Source organism: Microcoleus sp. AT3-A2 (genome assembly GCF_036705685.1).
GTDB lineage: Bacteria > Cyanobacteriota > Cyanobacteriia > Cyanobacteriales > Microcoleaceae > Microcoleus.
In genome coordinates, this window is sequence record NZ_JAUBVF010000033.1 from 44,955 (window position 1) to 68,050 (window position 23,096).

The window sequence follows — 23,096 nt, forward strand, 5'->3', positions numbered from 1 at the left end:
CCCAAGCAGCAGCTTTCAACCTGAAAGCTGCTGCTTTATGCTTTAAGTAGTTAAGCAAAATTAATTACATAATTATCTCCAAATTCTTTAAGAATTCTTTCTACAGATGAAACAAGAGATTGCCAGCTAGAGTAGGCATCTATTTCGAGCCATTGATATTTGATAAACCGCCACAAAATCTCAATTAAATTCAATTCAGGTGAATAAGTAGGCAATTCAAATATAGTTAAACCGCGTTCTTTCCATTCTTCAACTTTCTCGAAAATGGCATTGAAGCGTATGGATAGAAGCTTGATCTACTACAATAACTGTTGGCCGCTCCACCACAGCAAAGAAAGTATCTATGCAGGCTATGATTACATCAGAATTAATAGTCTGCTCTGAAACATAAGCATGAAGGTTGTTTTGCCGATTCATGATTCCCAAGACATTTAAACGCTTTGTTCTACGACTATCAATTGACAAATATTCACCAATATCTTGCCATCCATAAGGGACACAAGGGATGCCACAAAATCCGGATTCATCCAAATAGTATAAATCAATTTTTCCCTCATCTTCTAATTGTTTTAATTTTGACAACTTTTCTTTTTTTTCCTGGTATTCTATGGGATCTGGCTTGCCGCCAACACCTCGACGCATCCTATGCCAACTCATGCTTTTTTTTTAATTATTCTCTTAATTGTTTTTGTACTTATATTGACAGACCCTTCTTTTTTGATTTTTTTTACTACTTGCTTTAATTGTTTTGGTTGCAATTTTACCCAGTCTCTAATTTGATCTGATTGTGCGGAATTAAATGTTTCTTTTCTGCCTCTACCTGGTTTATTATATAATCCGAGCATTCCCTCATGTTCCCATCGATTTAACCAGTTATACATGGTCTTATAACTAACTTTAAAGATTTTCATTAAATTTTCATTTGTGAGATTTTGTGAGGCTAAAATTAAAAAATGTGCTCTTTGGCGCACTTGATGATGTCTGCTTTCTCGATAAATTCGGTTTAGCAATTTCAAGGAAACTGGATTGATATCTCGAAGTAAAAACATATAAAGCCTCTTTGAAGACAACTTGATATTTCTATTATATCATATTAGCTGTTTGTGTAATTAATTTTGTTTGACTACTTATTGAGCCGATACATTTAACCGACGTGTTCATCGGCCCGATAACTACCGAAACTCCCAATCCGAACATCAACGAAGGAACTGTTGCCGAGACTGGTGTCGGTTCGACAATATCAATCTCGTGTTCACTCACCAGCCGCCGGACAATACGACGCTGTAGCACTTGGGTGTACAGGTGAGTGAGCGGTCCACAAGTAAAGTCATTCACTCTTACAGGAATAAATCGCCCGCAATTGTTAAGCAGCCGATGCACCCAAGTGTCGGGTACAAAGTGCATTTGATCGCCCGATCGCCGGAAACAGAGCTTTTAGTTCAGCCTGTGTGCGTGCGTGAACTATTAACAATGTTTCTATTTGGCGCGATCGAAGTATCCCGAAGTAGTTGAGCGACAACAATGACTCGCCGCCGAATTTAGTTGAGGCATTCTGAGCAACAATTACCATTGGCATAACTTGTTTTGGGTCCAACTGGATTTATGTACTCTTAGATTAAATTTGTTCTTTGGCTGTTAGCTAAGACGGGTTAGTTATTCCAAGTTTTTCCAAGCACTGAGCTAAAGTTTCTGCACTGCGGCCGTGGCTAAATTTGGCCATGATTTTTTTCCGAGCTTCCTGACTGAGCCTCAAAGCAAGTTCGGGATTTTGGAGGAGATTGGCGATCGCATCTGCCATTTCTTCGGGTTTTTCTGATTGGACTAATACAGCATCCGCGCCGTCATCTACTAGCTCAGAAGTTCCGCCGACATTAGTAACTACCGCCGGCACCTCCATCGCCATTGCTTCCATGACAGCAACCGGAACTCCTTCATTCAAACTTGCCAAAGCGAAAATGTGAGCTGCTTCTAAACCTTGGCGAATTGCCTGTTCCGAAACAGCCCCAAGTAGCTCCACGCATTCGGACATCGATTTATCTTCAATCATTTTTTGTAGCTCTTGGTGATATCCGCTGCCCCCTTGTTCATCCTCGCCTGCAATTTGCAGCCTCACGTCAAATCCCCGATTTCGCAGCAATTCTACCGTCTCAATCAAGTATTTGTGACCTTTCACCGGGTTGAGGCGGCCGCAAGCAAAAATCTTGCACGGACTTCCTTCTTGCCAAGGCGTGTAAGGGCTGGTGCGTTTAATTTCTGCAAAATTAACTCCCATTGGAGCAACAGCTAATTGTTTCGGAAGAAAGTTCGCTAATTTATGTTTGACATCATTGAGAAGCAGTTGAGATATGACGATCGCAAAAGCAGCATTTTTCCACTTTTGTTCCTGATTGGACCCGTACACTTCTAGAGTAGGCCCGTGAAGAGTCATACTGTAAGTACAGCCTGTAAGAATTGAGTTAAATAAGGCTATATTGGCGGCATTGGCACAGGAATGAACGTGGATGTGGGACCAACCTTTTGTTTTTGTTAACCCTGCTAGTTTGCCAGCCACAAAAATCCATGCCAAGAGTCGCCCCTTTTCAGATAAGGATGTGTCACTCGCTTTGGCAATAACTGCGATGCACTGCCACCATGCACCGGGGCCCGCTTTGAGAACCTCTAGGAATGAGTTAATAAAATCTTTCGCAGCAAAGGGAAATAGATAAACAGTATTTTTTTGAGCTTCTTCTGCCCATACGTGAGAAGCGATCGCTCTGGCGGGAGGTTGAGTTGATACTAAATCTGTTTCAATTCCAAGTTCTGCAAGAAATTGTCGCTCCCGCCATAAAAAAATGTGTGTTTGTCCGGGAAATTGTGGAATAAAGTATCCAATTTTTGCCTTCATTTCGTACCTGCTTTTTAATTCTTAACTCAACAATATTATCACTACGCAGATGCACGAACCCCTTTTTCACCGAGCGTTTTTTCGTAAATCTCGACGATTTTTATGGCTTTGTTTTCCCACGCAAATTCTCTGGCTTTTTCGATCGCCTTAGCTGACATACTTTCCCGCAGCCGATCATCTTCGACTAACAGCTTAATTTTACTTGTTAACTCCTGGGTGAGATACTCTCTAGAAATCGGCTCGATCTTAAAACCAGTTTCTTCATTCACGTATTCACCAATACCGCCGTTATTAGCCACTATGCAGGGGAGTCCGCAAGCCATAGCTTCCATTACCACTGCGCCGCCAAACTCTCGGATCGAAGGGAAACAAAAAATATCTGCTTTTCTGTAATAATCCAGAGTTTCTTGTTGATTTACCCACCCGGCAAAGCTGACTATTTCGCCTAAATCAAGCTCCTTCACTCGGTTTTCCAAGTTGTCTCTTTCTGAGCCGTCTCCTACTATGCTTAAGCGGATTTTACTTTGAATTACCGGGTCTAATTTCCCAATAGACTCAATGACAATATCGGCGCATTTGTAAGGAACTAACCGACCCACAAAAAGCAGATTGATATGGCTAACATCTTTAATTGGGATACTTGTCTGGTTTAAGAAATCCTCCGAAATGCCATTTTCGTAAAACAAATCAATTTTTTGATCCGGTATTGCAAACAAATCTTTTAGCATATTGAAAGTATATGTTGAACCTGCTAAAATTTTGTCGGCTTTTTTGTAAGTTTCTACATAACCTGGAATTAATGCTCGACCAACTGCTCTCAAAAAGTTGAATTGAGCAAATTCTTGTTTTGCCGTTTCTTGAAAACCTGGTGGAAAGGGAATGCCCCCATTCACAGGGCCTAGAATAAAAGGAGTCTGCTGGCAAACACTGACTACCTTAAACGGATACCGCGGCATCATCGGGGTAATTGCATGAACTATGTCATAATCTCCGTTGAGTATTTTTCCTTTGAATTTTTCATATACTTGCTGATTAAATTCTTCATAAATTGGGTAGCTCAAGGTATTATAAAGAGGCCAATTGACTCGCCCGTTTGCGGTGAGTTTTTCGACTATTTTATAATATTGTTTGGTTAACTTTCCTTCTTCGATGTAGATAATTTTTTCATACTCTGGGTGTTTTTCAAGAGCTGGTTTATTTCTTATATGGGTAACGAGTGTCGTATCAACTAAATTGTTTATTTCTTGAAAAAAATTGTACCCAACCAAAGGTACTGATGCCCAGTCAGGATTGCACTGTTCTACAATCAGTAAAACTTTTAATTTTTTATTACTCATTTTTTTGCTACTCAGGGGTGGACTTTCTGGGACGTTAGCTGTAATTCTAGCTGGCTGAATTAATAGAGTTGGTGGTTTTGTATTCGATTAGCTTGCTCTGCTGCCCCAGCAATCGGCGCTGGTGAAACTGGATTTGACCTTGTAGCTGGGGAAATTTGGCTAATACGCAAGACCAAGCGTAGATGGCTGAGTCTTTAGTGGTGAAAGCCCGATGCTTTAGATAATAGTTATAGGTGCGATAGGTTGCTAAGGGGTAGCCACTCAATAGTAACAAGCTCCAGCCTTTTGTCGGCCATATCATTGCCAAGGCTAGGGCTGGCAAGACTAAGCCCCAAAACCAGGTGCTGCGGGTTTCTTTGACCCAATGGCGCTCTGGTTCGCTTCCGTGCATCCAGGAACCCTCGGCGTAGGCGTAACCAGCTCTTTGGGCGCGCTTCCACCACTGAGCAAAACTGGTCATTTGCGCGTCGTGCAGGGTCATTTCTGCGTCTAAGCGAAGAATTTTCCAATTTTCTTGGCCAAGCCGCAAGCACAGTTCGGGTTCTTCGCCGGCTATTAGTGCGGGATTGAAACCTTCGACTTGCTGAAATGCGGTGGCGCGCATCATGGAATCGCCACCGCAGGCTTTGGTTTCGCCGATGGGGGTATCCCACTCGATGTCGCACAATTGGTTGTAGAGGCTTGCTTCGGGGTATCGTTCGCGCCTGCGCCCGCATACTGCTGCTACGTCTGGTTTGGCTGCGAGTTCGCTGTAGGCTCGATCGATCCATCCATCAACTACTTCGCAGTCACCGTCCACAAATTGGACAAATTCGATGTCTGGCGCTAGTTCCAGCAAGCGGGCAAAGCCTTCATTTCTGGCGCGGGCTGCGGTAAACGGTATAGATAAGTCTAGTTCTACTGTATCGGCTCCCAGCGATCGGGCTAACTCTAGGCTACCGTCTGTTGAGCCGGAATCGACGTAGACGACGCGGGCAACTTTGTCTGTGGCCGAGACTAGGCATTGGCGGAGGCGCTGCCCTTCATTTCGTCCGATCGCTACTAATCCAATTTGTTTCAAGGTTTACCTCTTGAATTCGAGTCGCGAGTTGCTATTTTAATATTTTATTGACACTCAAGGTAAGTTTACAATATAAAGATACTGTAAACTTACCTTAATTGGCGGTTTTCGGTGTTAAAGTGCCTCTAGATTCTTTTGTATTAAGCCACATCAATCATGTTTAGTAAAGCTTATTAATCAAAAATGCTGAATTTAACTTCTTTCTTCACACTTTACTGTACGGATCGAGGAGCCAGCCATACATTTTTTTCACTCTGCGAACAGTGGAATTACCCTGACTGTAAAGTCCGCATGGTTGTTCCGAATTGCGAGCCGTCATGTCGCAGACCGAATCTTGTAGAATCTGTACCCAGATACCTCAAATGGCTATATTACCGCAACGCTGACGGACCTAGAGATTGTACAGAAAAGCTTTTTCTCAGAGATCTCAAGAATTTTGATGCAGTTTACTTGTGGCCTAACACTTCGATCGGAACCTTTAGGAAAGTGAAGCAACAGAGAAAACCCATTTTTTTGGAGCGGATCAACTGCTATACAAAGCAGGCAAAATTTATTATTGATGATGCTTCCAGCCGCTTGGGAATCGCTCCCCAACACAAAATTACTGCTGATATGATTCAGCAAGAGGAGGAAGAAATTAGTTTGGCTGATTTCATTTTTTGTCCGAGTCCCGAGGTCAAAAAATCTTTTATGGGAGCGGGAGTTCCCGAACATAAACTGATCCTTACCAGTTACGGGTGGTCTCCCAAGCGCTTCCCGAATTTTTCGACCGACAAGCCACTGTCAGACACGATTACTGTTATCTTTGTGGGCAGTGTTTGCGTCAGAAAAGGAGCTCATTTGCTGTTGCGGGCTTGGGAAAAAGCGGTAATTAAAGGCAGACTACTGCTTTGCGGAAGTATGGAGCCAGGAATTGCTGAAACTTGCAGCAGAATTTTAGCACGCTCAGATGTAATTCATAGGGATTACACCAGCGATATTGCCCTTGCTTATCGCGAAGCTGACTTTTTTGCCTTTCCCAGTATCGAGGAAGGTAGTCCGCTGGTTACTTATGAAGCGATGGCTAACGGTTTGCCAGTTCTAACGTCCCCTATGGGAGCGGGTGGCGTTGTCCGAGATGGCAAAGAGGGCATAATTGTTTCGCCCTATGATGAAGAAGCGCTAGTGACGGGCTTGCAACAGTTAGCAGGTTGTGCCGAGTTGCGGCTTCGGATGAGTGACTCTGCCCGATCGCGGGCACAGGAATTTACGTGGGAAAAAGTTGCACGGAGGCGCGCTGAGTTGGTACTCGAAAGATTGAAACCAGGTTGAAAAGTGAGGGGGAAAATTTGAGGTTTTGGATCTCCGGCGACTGAAAGCCGCGGGTTTTTGTTAATTTTTGAATCCCAAATCTTAGCTGTTGGCAACCACTCCAATTTTTTTCAATTTTTACTTATTGAATTCAACTACTGAGTAGTTCTTGTAATTTAATAAAAATCGAGCTAATTTGCTGTTTTTTCTGCGACTTCTATAATTTTTATCAGACTTTAGGGGTCTTTTTTTCGATAATTTTTGCGGGAATTCCCACTGCGGTTGCACCTGGTGGCACGTCACAAATCACCACAGCATTGGCACCAATCAAAGCATGATCGCCGATCGTTACGGAGCGAATAATTTTCGCTCCTGCACCAATATCGACGTGACCGCCGATTTTGACATCAGCAACAATTGTCACCTGTTGAAGAATCAGACAGTTAGGGCCAATGGAAGCACTGGGATGAATGACAATGCCATTAGGATGAGGCAGCAGCAGTCCTCCTTGTATTTGGCAATTTAAAGGGATGTCTGTTGCAGTTACAACGCTCCAGAATCGATACTCGATGATGTTCAAACGGCATAAAAAATAGCCTAAAACCCCACCCTGCTTCTGCCACTTTTGATAGTTGCGGATAGATTTGAGCAGTTGGCGACTGGGTTCCCACCACTTGCTAGATTTTTCGCGGCTCCAGTCTGCTTCTGTAGCAGAAACGATTGGCTTAGTGATTGACTCAACCATTGTTTGTGCAGTGTTTTAATGATGTAGACAATTGTGCTTATTTGTGAAGTTTGCGTTAAGAGGACTCTTTAACCTGAGCATTGAGATTGCTTGAATCTCGGTCCAGTAAGCTTTTATTCCGATCTAGAGTGGTAGAGTCCTGACGAAAGAGCGTGTTCTAATAACCACTGCCGATTTTCTTCGCTCTCGGCTATCCAACGTTCAATCATCAATGCCCATTTCACCGGAATTTGTAACCTTTTCCAAGCATCAGCCGTAGCTAATGAAATACTTTTATAAAGAGGTGCGTCTGAAAGCAATTTTTCAATCTGTACCCCTAAATCTGTAGAGTCGCTAGCCGAAAAGATCATCGCATTTTCTCGATGTTTTAAGTTGTTCTTAAACATTGGGTGATCTGAAGCAATAATAGGAGTTTGAGAACAGAGAGCTTCATAAATTGTCATTGGGAATCCTTCTGGATATTCGTGGTGACTGGGAATTACAACTAGGTCAGCTTCTCTCATCAGATGTACTACACGATTGTTTTCCAACAGTCCCAGGAACTCTACGCTGTCTGATACTTGCAATTTTTGGGCTTGCTTGGTAAACTCTGCGACTTCACCTTGACCTGCTATCTTTAAGTTCACTGATAAATTCTTGGCTTTTAACTTCGCTACCGCTTCTATAACATCGCCAATCCCTTTAGATTCTGTAATGCTGCCGATGTAAACTAGATTCCAAGTTTTTTTACCAACTGGCAGCGTTTTCGGCTCAAAAAAATCTGGCGTAACAGTAGAAGGCCAGTCCCAAGGAATAATTTTACTAGGTTTTACACCGATTTTTTGCAGAGATAGGCATGAATTAATACCGTGATTTCCTATCCATTCAATTTGATTGTTATTTAAGAGGCTAGCTAGCCAATAATTTTTAATTTTGTTTCGCAAACCTTGGGTTGAAAAAGAGTCTGCTAACGTGGCTATTGTTTTAACTTTGTGTCGGATTGCCCATTGAAAAATTTCTCCAATCGGGGTTCGCAAAACTAAATGAGTAGGCTTTTGTTCTGCTATCAAGCGAAGTAAGTTTTTCATCTGAATTTTACCTTGAAATCCGGCACCGATTGCTCGTACTCCATTTGCTAAAACTCGATCGTAAGGTTCTGCTGTCAAGCAACAAATAACTGTAACTTCCTCCATCAGCTTGCCAATTTCAGCAACTGCGTCAACCGAATATTTTTGAGCATAGTATGTTTCTCCTTTACCTTCAGCAAAGCGTTCAAATGCTTCGCGGTAATCGCCGGCATACTGGACTATTAATAAACGCATTTTACTAGCCTTCCGTTGTCAACTGACTTGATTGATTTTAGCATTAAGTGTCGGAATTTTTAGTAGATTGAAGAATCTTGGCTGGGATGCCCACTGCTGTTTTGCCTGCGGGAACATCTGACAAGACGACTGCATTGGCACCAATATTTACATCGTCTCCCAAGTTTACTTTTCCGAGGATTTTTGCACCAGCACCGACGTTAACCCGATCGCCCAATTGAGGGGATTCTAGCGGTTTGTCCAAATAGCGGTTTCCCAACGTTACACCTTGCCGGATAATGCAGTCGTCGCCGATCGTACAATATCCGTGAATAATAATAGCGTTTTGATGTTCAATCACCACGCGACGACCGAGCTTCACAGTGTAGGGCAAGTCTATCCCGTAACTATTGCGGACTTTTCGGTAGAGTGTTCGATAAATAATGCTCAAAGGAGCTCGCAGTAATTTCGGTTCTACCTGCATTCTCCAGACGCCAAAACGCTGCACTGCTACGGCGCGAAATCCCGGTTTTGTCCAATCTCGACCATGAGCAATCCAGTCTTCTTTAATTTGCTGCCACAGTCCCAGCCTGGAATCTTCTACTTGATTTTCACTGGTGATTAAGTTTTGCTCAGTTACCATAAGCTCTAATTCACACTATTTCTTGTTTACTCTCTTGTTGCTAGATGCCGACGATATTAATGGGTATATCAGGTTTTTGAGGAAGGAGCAATCCGGTTTTATCGATCAAGAATACTAATTTCTCTGCAGCATCATAAAATATTTTGCTTGCCTAGGTTAACCTCGTTTAGTTGGCTTTGACCGATTTACCAACTCCCTTTAAAAGTTTTTGGATTTTTCAATCTTACCCCCCTTTAAAAATACACTATTTAATACAAAATCCCTCAGTAATTGTGGTGGATCGCCATCTGGTTTGCCTTGAAGTACGCGGCGCACTCTCCAGGCTGCAAAACCCGAAGCCCAGGATACATCAGTTAATGCTGTGTAAACCAAGCCGTAATTTTTGATAAAGTACCTACGCCGGGAATCAAACCAATAGGTAGGCAGCCGCTTGGCGGGCTTTTTGGTGTCAGTGACGCCTGAGCTTTGGCCGACTAAGTGGACAACGCGACTTTCGGGTACGTACCAGCAACTCCAGCCAGCTTTGTTCGCTTGCAGACAAAAGTCCATTTCTTCGCAGTACATGAAATAAGCTTCATCCATCAAGCCAATCTTTTCAAATACTTCGCGACGGACGATCATGCTGGCTCCCGCTACCCAATCAGTTTGACAGGTTTCTTGGGAAATGGGAGGCGCTGCGGCCCAGTTGGCTAATAACTTCGATATAAAGCCTGTCCGCCAACCAAAATCGAGTTCGGTAAAGAGGTTGTGAAACCGAAAAGCTGACTCCTGGGGCGTGCCGTCTGGGTCTTCCAAGCGGCTGCCGGCGATGCCGGCTTCGGGATGAGTGTCCATGAAATCGACAAGGGCTTTTAAGGCACCGGGGCGAACTATGGTGTCTGGGTTGAGCAGCAGGAAGTAAGGGGGGGGATTGGTGGATTGGAGGGCGGGACGGATCAGGGCGTTGTTGCCGAAGGCAAATCCGCCGTTGCGGTCTAGGGGAACGAAGGATGCCCATTCATTCCAGCCTTCTGAGACGATCGCACTACTAATTTCTTCGACGGAGCGATCGCCTGAAGCATTGTCGCCAACTACAACTCGCATACCAGGCAGCGATTGAACTTCGCTAACTAGAGAGCGCAAGCAGTCAATTGTCAAACTAGAGGTTCGGTAGTTAACAATGACAACCAGCAGTGGATAGGGGTGATTGGACTCGCTGGCCTTCGACATAAGTACCGTTGTTTGTTTAACAACTTTTTAGCTCAAGTTGTACCCATCTGGCAAGCTGGAGCGATGACTAATAGTATTTTTATTTGTTTCGGTGAGGGAGACAGTTTTTTCGGCCATATTTCGGAAGTATCGCCGCTCTGGATCAAAGTCGATACTGCCTGTAGGCTTGACTGGCGGCTCGGTGCAGCAGCGAATGCCGGTAAACTAACCCCTTAGCGTCATCGGAATAGCCCCCGCCAATCACGCAGGCAACGGGATAGCCGCCAGCCAAACACGCCGTCAAAACTTGCATTTCCCGGCGAAATAAGCCCGTATCAGTTAAAGCTAATTTTCCCAGTTTGTCACCGTGATGAGGGTCTACTCCAGCATCGTACAAAACTAAATCTGGCTTGACATTTGAAAGCAAATCTGGTAAGAATTTATCCAATGTTTGTAAATATTCGTCGTCCTCCATACCGACAGGCAAAGGTACATCTAAATCGCCCTTTTGTTTAGTGCCGGGAAAATTGACTTCGCAGTGCATCGAGAAAGTAAAAACGCTGCTGTCATCTTGGAAAATTACGGCGGTTCCGTCTCCTTGGTGGACATCTAAATCGATAATTAAAACTTTGCGAACTAAACCATTTTTTTGCAATACGCGAGAGGCGATCGCCAAATCATTAAAAATACAAAAACCAGACCCAAAAGCAGGGAAGGCGTGATGAGTTCCGCCCGCAGTATTGCAAGCCAAACCGTAGTCTAAAGCGAGTTTTGCAGTTAGTACAGTTCCTGCAACCGCAGTGCAAGTGCGGTTGGCCAGGGCCCGACTCCAAGGCAGACCAATTCGCCGAGTCGCTTTGTTATCCAGCGTCCCGTTGCAGTAAGCTTGAACATAGGAGTGGTCGTGGACTAATTCAATCCATTCTTGAGGGGGAAGTTCGGGAGCGTGAAATTGCGATTTATCTGCTACCCCGTCCGCCAGCAGCATCTGGTAAAGCATCCGAAACTTTGCCATCGGGAAGCGGTGATCCGGTGGCAGAGGTGCAACGTAATCTTCGTGGTAAATAATTGGTAAGTCCATTAAAATTATTGTATAACGAATGAATCTCCAATTGAACACCTGCAATCTCAAATTTAAATTCGCTGGAGAACCTGTATATGCAACAACTAAAAACAGTCTGGCAGTCCGGCAGCACCGACCCCGAAAATGCTGAAAATCTCGATAATATTAGTCAGTGGTGGGCAAACCTGAACGGCAAAGAAATTAGCTGGGTAGAGCGACTGATTCCGCAAATCGGCGGTCTGAGCGAAATTCACTGGCACCCCCAGCGTTTTGACGAAACATTTGTGATAGTCAATCCCGAAATTCGGGAGGAAACTCTCTATTGGTACAAACCCGATTCCCCTGTCCAACGTAACAACACTGTTGACAAACTAGAACTTGACAACTTGCAACAGCAATTGTACATCTATCCTCAGTTGGAAGCGGAACTGGTAATTCGCGTAGGAATTCCCGAAGTTAAATATCAAACACTTGAATTAAACAATCCCGAAATCGCCTTGGGCGAAGATAATCTGCTGCTGCTGTGGGAATCTGACCAAGAACTAGAAATTAAAATTTACTTTAGCAGTGAAAATATTGCTAAACTTAAGGAATTGCTGGCATAGAAAAGACCGAAAAAATAGTTTATATGGTAGGCTTTGGGTGCAGGGTGGATTGCTATATACTCTTAGTTACCTATAAATATCTTAAGACTGATGGGCGGGTGGGTCAAAACCGAGGTTTTTCACAGCCATACTTTGTTGCAACGAAAAGAGTAAAAAAAACTGTTTCTTCCCCTCGCGGTATGTCCAGGTGTTTATCTCTGCTAAAACCCTTTGAATGTGGCAGCATAATGTCCAGAAACTTGCGTTATCCTCCTGGGACTTTTAATGCTAAAGTCAAGCAAAAAACTGTCCTGCCCGCATCAACCGGGTTGAACGAAAATACTTTGTCCTAGCTTTTGAACAAAGTTAAAAAACCCGCTTGCTTTGGTCTGGAGTGCCCAAGCGATGATTGTTTTTCGGCATACTTAATTTGTACCGCAAAAAAGGCGATTTGTTTTGACAATAAACTGTGGTTAAGTAGGGTTAATTTGAGTGAAAACTTAAGACAAGCAACCAATAAGTTTAAAAAAAAGAAGGTGCGTTAGTTGATGGCTAATATCTAAAGTTAATCCTCTATTTGCTGAGTTTGAAAATATTTAATAAATAATGATGATGATGATGATCGGAAGCAATCGCTAAATTTATTAAATAATCAATCTGCTTTTAGCACTAAAAACATCACAATGACCCGAAAAAAATGATATTTGACAAAGAAAGTATTCACATTTTAATTATTGATGATCAGCCCCACAACCTGCGGTTTATATCAAACATATTGACGAAAGAAGGGTATAAAGTTCAGCGGGCGATTTCAGGAGAAATGGCGGTCAATGCTAATTTAACCGTTCTCCCGGACTTAATTTTGCTAGATATTGCCATGCCCAAAATGAACGGATATGAAGTATGTGCTAGACTGAAATCCAACGAGAAAACGAGGGAAATTCCGGTTATTTTTTTGAGTGTTTTTGAGGAAATTTTTCACAAAGTCAAAGCTTTTGAAGTCGGCGGTGTTGACTACATTACTAAGCCTTTTCAAGTGGAAGAAGTTTTAGTGCGGATCGAGAGTCAATTGACTATACAACAGCTATCAAAACAATTAAAACAGCAGAATGCCCAACTGCAACAAGAGGTAGAATTTCGCAAGCTAACAGAACAATCACTCCGGGAAAGCAAAGCGCGGTTGCAGAAATTGGCGGTCAATATACCGGGAGTTCTTTATCAATTTATCAAGAAGCCCGATGGAAGTTTTAAGTTTGAATATATTAGTTATGCTTGTCGGGAGATTTACGAATTAGAAAGTGAAGAAATATTAAAAAATCCCGACTTTTGCTTCAATCAAAATCATCCAGATGACCACGAATATCTGGTAAAACAAATTGCTACTAGCGCCCAAACTTTAGAACCTTTTGCCTGTGAATGGCGGATTATTACACCGTCGGATAAACTCAAATGGCTGCAATCTAATTCTCGACCAGAAATGCGCGATAATGGCGATATTGTTTGGTATGGCGTACTTTTTGATATCACCGATCGCAAGAACGCAGAAATAGAAATGGCAGGAGCTAAAGCTGCTTTAGAACGGCAAATTCAGCGAGAATTGCTGATTGCAAAAATAACTCAAGAAATTCGCTCAAGCTTGCAGCCAGAACAAATATTTCAAATAGCTGCAACTCAAATCGGTCTGGCATTCTGCGTCAATCGCTGTTTGATTCATACTTACGTTACTACTCCCCAAGTCGATATTCCTCTGGCGGCAGAGTATCTCGAACCGGAGTGTGAATCTATTCGGAATGTACCTGTTCCAATTTGGGGCAATCCTCACATCATACAAATGATGATACAAGATCTGGCGATCGCCTCCAACAATGTTTATTCAGACCCTCTGTTGCAAGCTGTTCAACCGATTTGCCAGAAGGTTGGGTTAAAATCGATGCTGGCAATTCGCACTTCTTACCAAGGCAGGGCAAACGGTGCTATCTGTTTGCACCAGTGCGATCGTTACCGGGAATGGACTTCCGAGGAAATCGACTTATTAGAAGCTGTGGCGGCTCAAGTAGGACTCGCTATCGCTCAAGCTAAACTAATCGAACGAGAAAAAAACCGAATTCAGCAGCTCGATCGGCAAAATAAAGTGCTGCAAGCAGAAATTCGCACCCGCGTCCGTGCCGAGCAAGCTCTGCAAGAATCGGAAACAGAATTGCGGGCGATTTTTGCCGCCATGACTGACACAGTTTTAGTGAGAAATGCAGAAGGGCGCTGCATCAAAATCGCCCCGACAGCATCAACAAATTTGGTGAAACCTCCAAGCGAAATGATTAACAAAACCGCTCACGAAGTCTTGCCGAAACCTATAGCAGATTTAGTATTAAATGCGATCCAACAAGCTCTAAAAACGAAGCAAACCATCAATGTTGAATATAGCTTTAAAGTCGGAGAGCGCAACGTTTGCCTCGACGCTAAAGTTTCTCCGCTGACTCCAGATTCAGTGATTATTGTGGCGCGAGATATTAGCGTTCGCAAACAAACAGAATCCGCACTCAGAAAGAGCCAACACTTCATTCAAGCGATCGCCGATTCCAATCCCAACCTATTGTACGTTTACGATGTAATTGAACAGCGGAATGTTTATACCAACCGACAAATTTCTACGATGCTCGGATATACCGCCCAAGAAATACAAGATATGGGTACAGCAATGATGCCAAAATTGCTCAATCCCGATGATTTGCCAGAGTTTTTGGAAAGCGTCAAAAAAGTGGAGCAAGCCCAAGACGGTGATGTCATTGAATGTCAATACCGAATGAAACACAAAAACGGTGAATGGCGGTGGATGCACAGTTGGGATACAGTATTTCTCAGAACAGCCGATGGTAAACCCAAACAAATTCTCGGCACTGCTAATGACATCACAGACCGCAAATTAGCCGAAGAAAAACTGCTAGCATCGCAGCAAAGAATCTCATTTTTATTGCAGCAAACGCCGATCGCAGTTATCGAGTTAAACCTCAATTTAGAAATTATCACTTGGAATCCTGCAGCCGTAGCTATTTTTGGCTACAGTGAGCAAGAAGCGATTGGTCGTGTCGCCTCCGATTTGATCGTACCTGAAAGCTACCACCCGCAATTATCTGAGATGTTCAATCACGAGTTGAATGCCAAATCCAGCGGCACTACCGAAAATCTGACTAAAGACGGCAGAATTATCATCTGCGAGTGGTACAATACTCAGCTAATTGACGATAACGGTACAGCAATCGGCATTGCTTTAATGGCTGTAGATATTACCGAACGCAAGCAAGCAGAAACCGAACTGCAAGAAAGTGCTTTACGACAAAGAGCGATCGCCCGCATCATTGAAAGAATGCGGCAAACTTTAGATATCAGAGAAATTTTTCACGCCACAACCCGAGAATTGCGCCAAACCATGAAGTGCGATCGAGTCGCTATTTACCGTTTCAATCCAGACTGGAGTGGCGAATTTGTAGCGGAATCCCTTGACCGCAAGTGGGTTTCTTTCATCCAAGCACAGGAGACCGATTCTAATCTTACTGAAGGGGCTTTAGACAGCGAACTTTGCCTCGTTCAAAAATTAGATAGTATCTCACCCGAAGTCCACGATACCTATTTGCAACAAACCCAAGGCGGAGCCTACAGCCGAGGTAAAACTTACCTTTGTGTCCCAGATATTTACAAGCAAGGTTTCGATAATTGTTACGTCCACTTGCTAGAAAGATTTCAAGCTAAATCCTACATTATTGTACCAATTTTCTCTGGAAAAAAGCTCTGGGGATTATTAGCATCCTATCAAAATTCTGCTCCCCGCCAGTGGAGTGAAGCTGAAATCAACGTTGCAGTTGATGTAGGTACTCAGCTAGGAGTAGCATTACAGCAAGCGGAATTGCTCGCCCGCACTCAAAGGCAGTCCATGGAACTGATTAAATCCAAAGAAAACGCCGAAGTTGCCAACCGCGCCAAAAGCCAATTTCTAGCTTCCATGAGCCACGAACTCCGCACACCTCTCAACGCCATTCTCGGTTTTTCCCAAGTCATGGCCCGCAACAGTTCTATCACGGAAGAACAAAAAGAATACATAGAAATTATTAACCGCAGTGGCGAACATTTGCTAGAACTCATTAATGATGTTTTGTCAATGTCCAAAATAGAAGCAGGTCAAATTACGATCAATCCCAGCCGCTTCAATCTCTACAACCTTCTCAACAGTCTCAAAGAAATGCTGCAACTAAAAGCCAACTCAAAAGGTTTGCACTTAATCTTTGAAAATGCCGAGGATTTGCCGCAGTACATTCAAACAGACGAAGCTAAATTGCGGCAAGTTTTAATTAACCTACTCGGCAATGCGATTAAATTCACTCAGCAGGGAACCGTTACTTTGCGCGTCAGCAGGCAAGCTGAAAAAGACGCCACAGAAGAAGACAAATCCCAATTGTGTTTTGAAATTGCCGACACGGGACCCGGCATTTCTCCCTCAGAAATTTCCACATTATTTAAGCCATTTGTACAAACCGAAACTGGTAGAAAATCCATGCAGGGAACAGGTCTGGGGTTGCCGATTAGCCAACAGTTTGTCCGAATCATGGGAGGTGATATTGCTGTTGCAAGCAAACTCGACCAAGGCACAATTTTTAGCTTTAATATCTGGGTTAACCTAGTAACAGAAAGTGATGAACAAGAAAAACCGCCGATTAAACAAGTTATTGCTTTAGAAGCCGGACAAGACACTTATCGGATACTAATAGTTGAAGATGTAGCGGAAAATCGCCAACTGCTGCTTAAGCTGCTGGTACCCCTGGGATTTGAAGTCCGGGAAGCAACTAACGGTCAAGAAGCAATTGCTTTGCATTCAACTTGGAAGCCGCATTTGATATTAATGGATATGCTGATGCCCGTGATGGATGGGTATGAATCGACAAGAGAGATTAAGAAAACTCTCGAAGGTAAAGAAACAATAATTATTGCCTTGACTGCCAGTGCTTTTGACGAGCAGCGGCAAATAATTTTGTCTGCTGGTTGTAACGATTTGATATGTAAACCATTTCGGGAAGAGGTACTCTTTGAAAAGATAGCGCATCATCTCAACCTGCGTTATATTTATGAGAAAGAAAACTTATCTACTTCTTTTTCAACACCGACGCTGCTTAAAAGTTTGACCACCGAGGATTTGAGTGTAATGCCCACAGACTGGGTGGTCGAGTTGCACCAAGCAGCACTTTGTGTTGACGACAACCGCATCCTCGAACTGATCGAGGAAATTCCCGAAACTGAGGCAAATCTCGCTAACGCTTTAACAGATTTAGTCGATAATTTTCGGATAGATATCATTATCGATTTAACTCAATTATATTATGATGAACGACCATCCCTTACCAGCGACTCCTAAAGACATTCTGATCGTTGACGATATGCCGGATAATTTGCGACTTTTATCCACTATGCTGACATCTCACGGGTATCATGTCAGGAAGGCTATTAACGGACACTTGGCTTTGCAAGGGGCACAAATATCTCCTCCCGATCTAATTTTATTAGATATTAATATGCCACAAATGAACGGGTATGAAGTTTGCGAGCAGTTAAAGTTAAGCGAAAAAACTAAAGATATTCCGGTAATTTTTATTAGTGCGCTAGATGACGTGCTGGAAAAAGTTAAAGCTTTTCAAGTAGGAGGAGTGGATTATATTACTAAACCGTTTCAAGTAGAAGAAGTCTTAGCCCGCGTCCAAAACCAGCTTTCCCTTCGTTCGCTGCAATCCAAACTGCAACTGCAAGCTAAGGAACTGCACGATCGCAATTCTAGATTGCAGGAAGAAATCGCAGAACGGCAGCGGGCTGAAGAATCAATCCGGTTTTTGCTGGAAACTACGCGGGCGATCGGCGAAGCTGTAGACTTTCACTCAGCTTTAGAAGTAATTTTGCACCAAGTTGGCGAAACAATCGGATGGGATGTAGGAGAAGCTTGGATTCCCGATGCAGAAGGAACTGTGCTGCAATCTGCCCGTGGCTGGTATGCCAGCAACGCGAGGATGGATGCGTTCCGCAGGCAAAGCGAACAACTGACATTTGCCATGAATATAGGGCTGCCAGGACGAGTTTGGGCATCCAAGCAACCGGAATGGGTAGAAGATATTTCCAGGGGATACCCGCATTTTCTCCGAAGTCAAATAGCACTAGAACTCGGATTCAAAGCTGGTTTTGGCGTGCCGATTTTGGTAGGCAATGAAGTATTGGCAGTGCTAGTTTTCTTTAAAATTTCGTCTGCTGGGAAAGACGCACGATTTATAGACGTTTTTAATGCTGTCGGCACTCAATTAGGTTCTTTGATTCAGCGCAAACGAGCAGAAGAATTGCTGCGTATTGCCCAAGAAAAATATCACAGCATTGTAGAAAATGCGATGGAAGGCATTTTTCAAAGCACGCCTTCAGGAGGCTATCTCAGCGCTAATCCAGCTTTGGCAAAATTGTACGGTTACGACTCGCCAGAAGAACTGATGTCCGAGATTCACAATATTGCTCAGCAACTGTACGTTGACCCGGAACGCCGCCTCGAATTTGTGGCTGCTATGGATGCTGAAAATTCCGTTTCGGGATTTGAATCTATGGTATGTCGAAAAGACGGGCGCCGGATTTGGGTGTCAGAAAATGTTCGGGCTGTTCGAGATTCAAAAGGTGAGCTGCTCTACTATGAGGGTACTGTTTCTGACATTACAGAGCGCAAATTAGCGCAAGAAGCGCTAAAAGTTCAACAAGAACAAAGCGAGAAGTTGCTGTTAAATATTTTACCCAAACCAATCGCAGAACGCTTGAAGGCAGAGCAAAGCACGATCGCCGATAGTTTTGCCCAAGTAAGTGTTTTATTTGCTGATATTGTTGGCTTTACTGAGTTGTCTGCTAGAATGTCTCCGACCGAGTTGGTAAAGCGCTTGAACGTAATTTTTTCCCACTTCGACCAGTTAGCTGAAAAGTACGGTGTGGAGAAAATTAAGACTATTGGCGATGCTTACATGGTAGTCGGGGGGTTGCCTACGCCGACACAGGATCACGCCGAGGCGATCGCCCAAATGGCCCTGGGAATGCAGGCAAAAATAGCAAAGTTGTGCGCCGAGACAGGGGAAAAACTGGCAATTCGCGTTGGCATCAATTCCGGGCCGGTGGTTGCGGGAGTAATTGGTGTTAGCAAGTTCACTTATGATTTATGGGGAGATACGGTGAATGTAGCGGCGAGGATGGAAGCTACGGGTTTTGCAGGCAGCATTCAAGTTACTGATGTTACTTATGAGCTTTTGAAAGATAAGTATTTGTTTGAGAGGCGAGGCGTGATTCCGGTAAAAGGTAAGGGGGATATGATGACTTATTGGTTGCTAGGAAAAAAGTAAAAATGGGAATTGGGAATTGGGAATTGGGCATGGGGAATTGGGCATGGGGAATTGGGCATGGGGTATTACAACAAATAACATATAACCAATAACACATAACCAATAACACATAACCAATAACCAATAATTCATGACTACTGACTACTGACTACTGACTACTGACTACTGACTTCTGCTATGATGAAAGTAGTTAACGAAACTTTACATAATAGCCGTGACTGCACAACAATTAGTATCTGCAACCAGCTTTGAAAAATTAATTTGGACTTGGAAAGGTCACAAAATCCAATATACCGTCCAAGGAACCGGCCGCCCTCTGATCTTGATTCATGGATTTGGGGCTTCGATCGGACATTGGCGGCAAAATATCCCCGTACTAGCGGCCGGCGGCTATCGCGTATTTGCTCTGGACTTGCTGGGATTCGGTGCTTCCGCCAAACCAGCCCTAGATTACACTCTGGAATTGTGGGAAGAATTGCTGACTGATTTCTGGGCGGATATGGTACTAGAACCGGCGGTATTTGTCGGGAATTCGATCGGCGCTTTGCTGAGTTTGATGGTAGTCGCCAACCATCCAGAAATATCAGCCGGCGGTGTCTTAATCAACTGTGCTGGCGGGCTCAACCACCGGCCGGACGAACTGAATTTCCCGCTGCGAGTAGTGATGGGGACTTTTACTAAATTAGTTCGATCGCCCCTGATCGGCCCGTTTATGTTCAACAACATCCGCCAAAAACACCGCATCCGCAACACCCTGCGCCAAGTCTACGGGAACCGCGAAGCCATCACCGACGAACTCGTAGAACTCCTGCACGCCCCCTCCTGCGAGCCCGGAGCTCAACAAGTGTTCGCCTCGATTCTGACAGCCCCTCCAGGCCCTCAACCCTCAGAATTGCTGCCCAAAGTCGATCGTCCGTTATTGGTACTTTGGGGCGCAGACGACCCCTGGACGCCGATCGCCGGCAGCCAGATTTATCAAGAATTGGCCGCCAACGATAAACCAGTGAAATTTGTTTCAATTCCCAACACAGGCCACTGTCCTCACGACGAGCGGCCGAGTGAAGTCAACGCTCTGATTTTGGACTGGCTGGTGGAAGTGAAGTGAACTACCCAACACCCATCTGAGTACAGATAGGGTGTGGACTTCCCAATTCAACGGGGATTGCCTCAGCCTTCATGGATTTTTTACGTCCTGATGACCTTGGTCTGACATCCCCTCCAAGGGCAGAAGCGCTAGTTCCTAACGCCAAAACTCGCAAGCCTTCGTTTTTAATATTTATTGCAGCGTTGATGTCTCTATCATGGCGATGCAGACAGTGAGGACAATCTACAAGTCTTACACCCAATGAATCATATCCTTTTTGCAGTATGGGGATGGGTAGTAGAGTCTCGCTACAAAGTTGAGAAGATGGGAAAAACCGCCCTATTTCCTGGTAGGTGTGACCAAATCTCTCGGCTTTGTACTTGAGCATGGTTAGAAAAATTCCCCATCCTTGGTCTGATATTGCTTTTGCCAAGTTGGGATTTTTAACCAGATTCTTAACTGCCAAATCTTCTACACAAATAACTTGGTTTTCGTAGGCTATTTTGCGAGATAGCTTGTGTAAAAAGTCTTGTCTTACTCTAGCTACTTTGCTAGAGACTTTAGAAACTAAAAGTTTAGCCTTGCGACGCTTGTTAGAGGTTTTATCCGTCTTTTGGGCTAATTTCTTTTGTTTGCGTTTTCTATTCCTTTCTAACTTAGCCAATTGCTTCTTAGGTAGGTCGTATTTTGAACCCTCTGAAGTTATAGCAAAGTTTTTCAACCCCAAATCAACACCGATAGCTTCTCTAATTGCGACGGCGGGCGTATCTTCTTGGTTAAAAAGAATAGAAGCATAGTACCTACCATCTGCGTTTCTCGATATGGTTACAGTCGTGAATTTAGCATCAGGAAGGTCTTGGTGAAACACGGTTTTCATTAACCCCAAGTTACCAGGAAACTTGATTACAGAATCCTGTGGCATTAGTTTCACATTTTGGGGATATTGAATCGATTGCTTACCATGTTTAGATTTGAATCTCGGAAATTTAGCGCGTCCCTCAAAAAAGTTTACAAACGCGCTTGAAAGATTGAATGTTACTCGTTGTAAGACCTGACTATAAGCCAGTCCTAACCATTCATATTCCTTTTTCAAACCAGGAAGCAACTTGTCCATCGCAGCTTTAGAAAGACCTTTCCTAGTTTCTTTATACGCGGTAGTAGTGGCATTGAGCATATAATTCCACAACCATCGAGTATTGCCAAAACATTGAGCCAAGTAGGATTCCTGCTCGTCGGTAGGATAAATTCTGATTTTCACTGCTCTGTACATGGCATCGACCTTACCGTGTTTACATATTCATGGTAACAAAAATTAAAAATATGTCAACTCACCACAAATATTTGGCTCGTTTGGGACCTGTCCTCGAACGAAAGCTATCGCATTGTCAGAAGACTGTCGTCCACGGTTCGGCTGACGCTCACCGGAAGCCTCACGCGCAATTCATCTCAACACTGACCTGCTGGGTAAAGGTACAGTGTGAGCTTTCTTGCTGTTATAGGTAAAATTTTTCTGGTGAAGGCAAGGGAGAGGGCGATCGACCAAAACCCTTACCTTCCAAACGTTCTACCTCGATCCACCGCACCTGCACCCAGGCTTGGAAAGACTAAAAAAAAAACTTTGGTAAAAAGTATTGACACAATTTACTGAGTCAGCTATATTGATGGACGTGTGAGGAGCGAACCAGAAGAAGCACCGAGACGAAACACGGCCAGTCGTCGGTGCTTTTTCTGTTGCAAGGCATTTTTAAACTATTGTAGGGACACGGCATTGCCCATTATTGGTGTCAACTTAACGCCAAACCCATTCAGAGACTACTGTTTGACGATTAAGGCCAGATCCCCCCTAGCCCCCCTTAAGAAGGGGGGGACAGGAGTCTTCTCAAAGTCAACCCCTACTCCCCAACAATCAGGGGGATTTAGGGGGATCTAGACTTTGCCTAAAACCCAGATTTGTCAGGGGTTTCAGGCTTAAGTTGACACCAATGGGAATTGCCTGTCCCTATAATATTGGGAAGATTATTTGTGCTGCAAATATCAACGATCGCTCAAAACAAATTGTTCGATCGCAGCCGCCACCCCATCTTCCTCCACATCCGGCGCCACCCAATCAGCAGCAGCCTTCACGCCATCAGGAGCATTGCCCATCGCCACGCCCACGCCCGCGTAGGCAATCATTTCCACATCATTGAAATTGTCGCCGATCGCCATCACGTTCGCCGCCTGCAAACCTAAAAGTTCCTCCGCTAAATACTGCACCGCATCTCCCTTATTCGCCGAAGGATGCGTAGCTTCAAAAAAAGTAGCAACCGATTGAGTCAAATAAAGCTCCGCAGGCGTGTAGCGCTGCCGCATACTGCTGAGCAAGCCGTCGAGTACCCCCGGATTCTCGCACAATGCCAAAACTTTCGTCGGTTCCCCCGGAATATCTCGCCGCAAATCTTTAATCACATTTGGTTCAATGCCCGATCGTTCGGGAGCATGTCACTTTTGCGATGAGTATAAATACTCGTCAACTCCAGCATGACTTTTTTACGGATCATCAGTATA

At 44.0% G+C, this 23,096-nt stretch carries 17 protein-coding genes and 1 pseudogene; 5 read left to right on the forward strand and 13 right to left on the reverse strand.

Going from position 1 to position 23,096, the window contains the following annotated elements; translation table 11 throughout:
* Positions 1–50 precede the first annotated feature (50 nt).
* The 6 genes and pseudogenes from QUB37_RS18480 to QUB37_RS18505 form a co-directional block, all read right to left on the reverse strand.
* Positions 51–1,049 (reverse strand): annotated as a pseudogene (locus tag QUB37_RS18480) (IS630 family transposase).
* A 34-nt stretch (positions 1,050–1,083) separates the two neighbouring features.
* Positions 1,084–1,290, reverse strand: coding sequence for a hypothetical protein (locus tag QUB37_RS18485; RefSeq protein WP_333164665.1), 207 nt, complete (start codon positions 1,288–1,290; stop codon positions 1,084–1,086).
* Between the two features lie 73 nt (positions 1,291–1,363).
* Positions 1,364–1,576: a hypothetical protein gene (locus QUB37_RS18490; protein WP_333164667.1), complete on the reverse strand. Its 213-nt coding sequence runs from the start codon at positions 1,574–1,576 to the stop codon at positions 1,364–1,366.
* 63 nt (positions 1,577–1,639) lie between these two features.
* A complete protein-coding gene (epsE, locus tag QUB37_RS18495; RefSeq protein ID WP_333164669.1) occupies positions 1,640–2,884 on the reverse strand; it encodes an exopolysaccharide biosynthesis GT4 family glycosyltransferase EpsE in 1,245 nt (414 codons plus the stop codon).
* Positions 2,885–2,925: 41 nt separating this feature from the next.
* Positions 2,926–4,221, reverse strand: a complete 1,296-nt coding sequence (locus tag QUB37_RS18500) for a glycosyltransferase family 4 protein (protein ID WP_333164671.1) — start codon at positions 4,219–4,221, stop codon at positions 2,926–2,928.
* A 46-nt stretch (positions 4,222–4,267) separates the two neighbouring features.
* Positions 4,268–5,281, reverse strand: coding sequence for a glycosyltransferase family 2 protein (locus QUB37_RS18505; protein WP_333164673.1), 1,014 nt, complete (start codon positions 5,279–5,281; stop codon positions 4,268–4,270).
* A gap of 183 nt (positions 5,282–5,464) precedes the next feature.
* On the opposite strand from QUB37_RS18505, the gene QUB37_RS18510 reads away from it, so the two are divergent.
* Positions 5,465–6,592, forward strand: coding sequence for a glycosyltransferase family 4 protein (locus QUB37_RS18510; RefSeq protein ID WP_333164675.1), 1,128 nt, complete (start codon positions 5,465–5,467; stop codon positions 6,590–6,592).
* 208 nt (positions 6,593–6,800) lie between these two features.
* Here the strand turns inward: QUB37_RS18510 and QUB37_RS18515 are convergent, their stop codons facing one another.
* The 5 genes from QUB37_RS18515 to QUB37_RS18535 form a co-directional block, all read right to left on the reverse strand.
* On the reverse strand, positions 6,801–7,316 hold the full coding sequence (locus tag QUB37_RS18515) for a serine acetyltransferase (protein WP_333164677.1): 516 nt from the start codon (positions 7,314–7,316) through the stop codon (positions 6,801–6,803).
* Positions 7,317–7,429: 113 nt separating this feature from the next.
* Positions 7,430–8,617: a glycosyltransferase gene (locus tag QUB37_RS18520; protein WP_333164679.1), complete on the reverse strand. Its 1,188-nt coding sequence runs from the start codon at positions 8,615–8,617 to the stop codon at positions 7,430–7,432.
* Positions 8,618–8,660: 43 nt separating this feature from the next.
* Entirely contained in the window at positions 8,661–9,239 is a 579-nt protein-coding gene (locus QUB37_RS18525) for a serine acetyltransferase (protein WP_333164682.1), read from the reverse strand.
* A gap of 198 nt (positions 9,240–9,437) precedes the next feature.
* A complete protein-coding gene (locus QUB37_RS18530) occupies positions 9,438–10,448 on the reverse strand; it encodes a glycosyltransferase family 2 protein (protein WP_333164683.1) in 1,011 nt (336 codons plus the stop codon).
* A 142-nt stretch (positions 10,449–10,590) separates the two neighbouring features.
* On the reverse strand, positions 10,591–11,508 hold the full coding sequence (locus tag QUB37_RS18535; RefSeq protein WP_333164686.1) for a histone deacetylase: 918 nt from the start codon (positions 11,506–11,508) through the stop codon (positions 10,591–10,593).
* 77 nt (positions 11,509–11,585) lie between these two features.
* Between QUB37_RS18535 and QUB37_RS18540 the strand changes: the two genes are divergently transcribed.
* The 4 genes from QUB37_RS18540 (at position 11,586) to QUB37_RS18555 (ending at position 20,570) form a co-directional block, all read left to right on the forward strand.
* Positions 11,586–12,095 (forward strand): hypothetical protein, encoded by a 510-nt coding sequence (locus tag QUB37_RS18540; RefSeq protein WP_333164689.1) that lies wholly within the window; start codon positions 11,586–11,588, stop codon positions 12,093–12,095.
* Positions 12,096–12,771: 676 nt separating this feature from the next.
* A complete protein-coding gene (locus QUB37_RS18545; RefSeq protein ID WP_333164692.1) occupies positions 12,772–17,472 on the forward strand; it encodes a response regulator in 4,701 nt (1,566 codons plus the stop codon).
* Positions 17,438–19,465, forward strand: coding sequence for an adenylate/guanylate cyclase domain-containing protein (locus QUB37_RS18550; RefSeq protein ID WP_333164695.1), 2,028 nt, complete (start codon positions 17,438–17,440; stop codon positions 19,463–19,465). The genes QUB37_RS18545 and QUB37_RS18550 overlap by 35 nt, the downstream gene beginning before the upstream one ends.
* A gap of 214 nt (positions 19,466–19,679) precedes the next feature.
* Entirely contained in the window at positions 19,680–20,570 is an 891-nt protein-coding gene (locus QUB37_RS18555) for an alpha/beta fold hydrolase (RefSeq protein WP_333164698.1), read from the forward strand.
* A gap of 1 nt (position 20,571) precedes the next feature.
* Here the strand turns inward: QUB37_RS18555 and QUB37_RS18560 are convergent, their stop codons facing one another.
* On the reverse strand, positions 20,572–21,819 hold the full coding sequence (locus tag QUB37_RS18560; RefSeq protein ID WP_333164701.1) for a transposase: 1,248 nt from the start codon (positions 21,817–21,819) through the stop codon (positions 20,572–20,574).
* A gap of 764 nt (positions 21,820–22,583) precedes the next feature.
* Positions 22,584–22,997 carry an HAD-IIB family hydrolase gene (locus tag QUB37_RS18565; protein ID WP_333164704.1) on the reverse strand — a complete coding sequence of 138 codons (414 nt, stop codon included), beginning with the start codon at positions 22,995–22,997 and terminating at the stop codon, positions 22,584–22,586.
* Positions 22,998–23,096 lie beyond the last annotated feature (99 nt).

What these genes read in the sequence shown, in the direction of transcription:
- QUB37_RS18545 (WP_333164692.1), top strand. Translation starts at nt 12,772, where the DNA reads ATGATATTTGACAAAGAAAGTATTCACATTTTAATTATTGATGATCAG.
- QUB37_RS18550 (WP_333164695.1), top strand. Translation starts at nt 17,438, where the DNA reads ATGATGAACGACCATCCCTTACCAGCGACTCCTAAAGACATTCTGATC.
- epsE (WP_333164669.1), bottom strand. Translation starts at nt 2,884, where the DNA reads ATGAAGGCAAAAATTGGATACTTTATTCCACAATTTCCCGGACAAACA.
- QUB37_RS18500 (WP_333164671.1), bottom strand. Translation starts at nt 4,221, where the DNA reads ATGAGTAATAAAAAATTAAAAGTTTTACTGATTGTAGAACAGTGCAAT.
- QUB37_RS18535 (WP_333164686.1), bottom strand. Translation starts at nt 11,508, where the DNA reads ATGGACTTACCAATTATTTACCACGAAGATTACGTTGCACCTCTGCCA.
- QUB37_RS18490 (WP_333164667.1), bottom strand. Translation starts at nt 1,576, where the DNA reads ATGCCAATGGTAATTGTTGCTCAGAATGCCTCAACTAAATTCGGCGGC.
- QUB37_RS18515 (WP_333164677.1), bottom strand. Translation starts at nt 7,316, where the DNA reads ATGGTTGAGTCAATCACTAAGCCAATCGTTTCTGCTACAGAAGCAGAC.
- QUB37_RS18510 (WP_333164675.1), top strand. Translation starts at nt 5,465, where the DNA reads ATGCTGAATTTAACTTCTTTCTTCACACTTTACTGTACGGATCGAGGA.
- QUB37_RS18525 (WP_333164682.1), bottom strand. Translation starts at nt 9,239, where the DNA reads ATGGTAACTGAGCAAAACTTAATCACCAGTGAAAATCAAGTAGAAGAT.
- QUB37_RS18520 (WP_333164679.1), bottom strand. Translation starts at nt 8,617, where the DNA reads ATGCGTTTATTAATAGTCCAGTATGCCGGCGATTACCGCGAAGCATTT.
- QUB37_RS18530 (WP_333164683.1), bottom strand. Translation starts at nt 10,448, where the DNA reads ATGTCGAAGGCCAGCGAGTCCAATCACCCCTATCCACTGCTGGTTGTC.
- QUB37_RS18560 (WP_333164701.1), bottom strand. Translation starts at nt 21,819, where the DNA reads ATGTACAGAGCAGTGAAAATCAGAATTTATCCTACCGACGAGCAGGAA.
- QUB37_RS18540 (WP_333164689.1), top strand. Translation starts at nt 11,586, where the DNA reads ATGCAACAACTAAAAACAGTCTGGCAGTCCGGCAGCACCGACCCCGAA.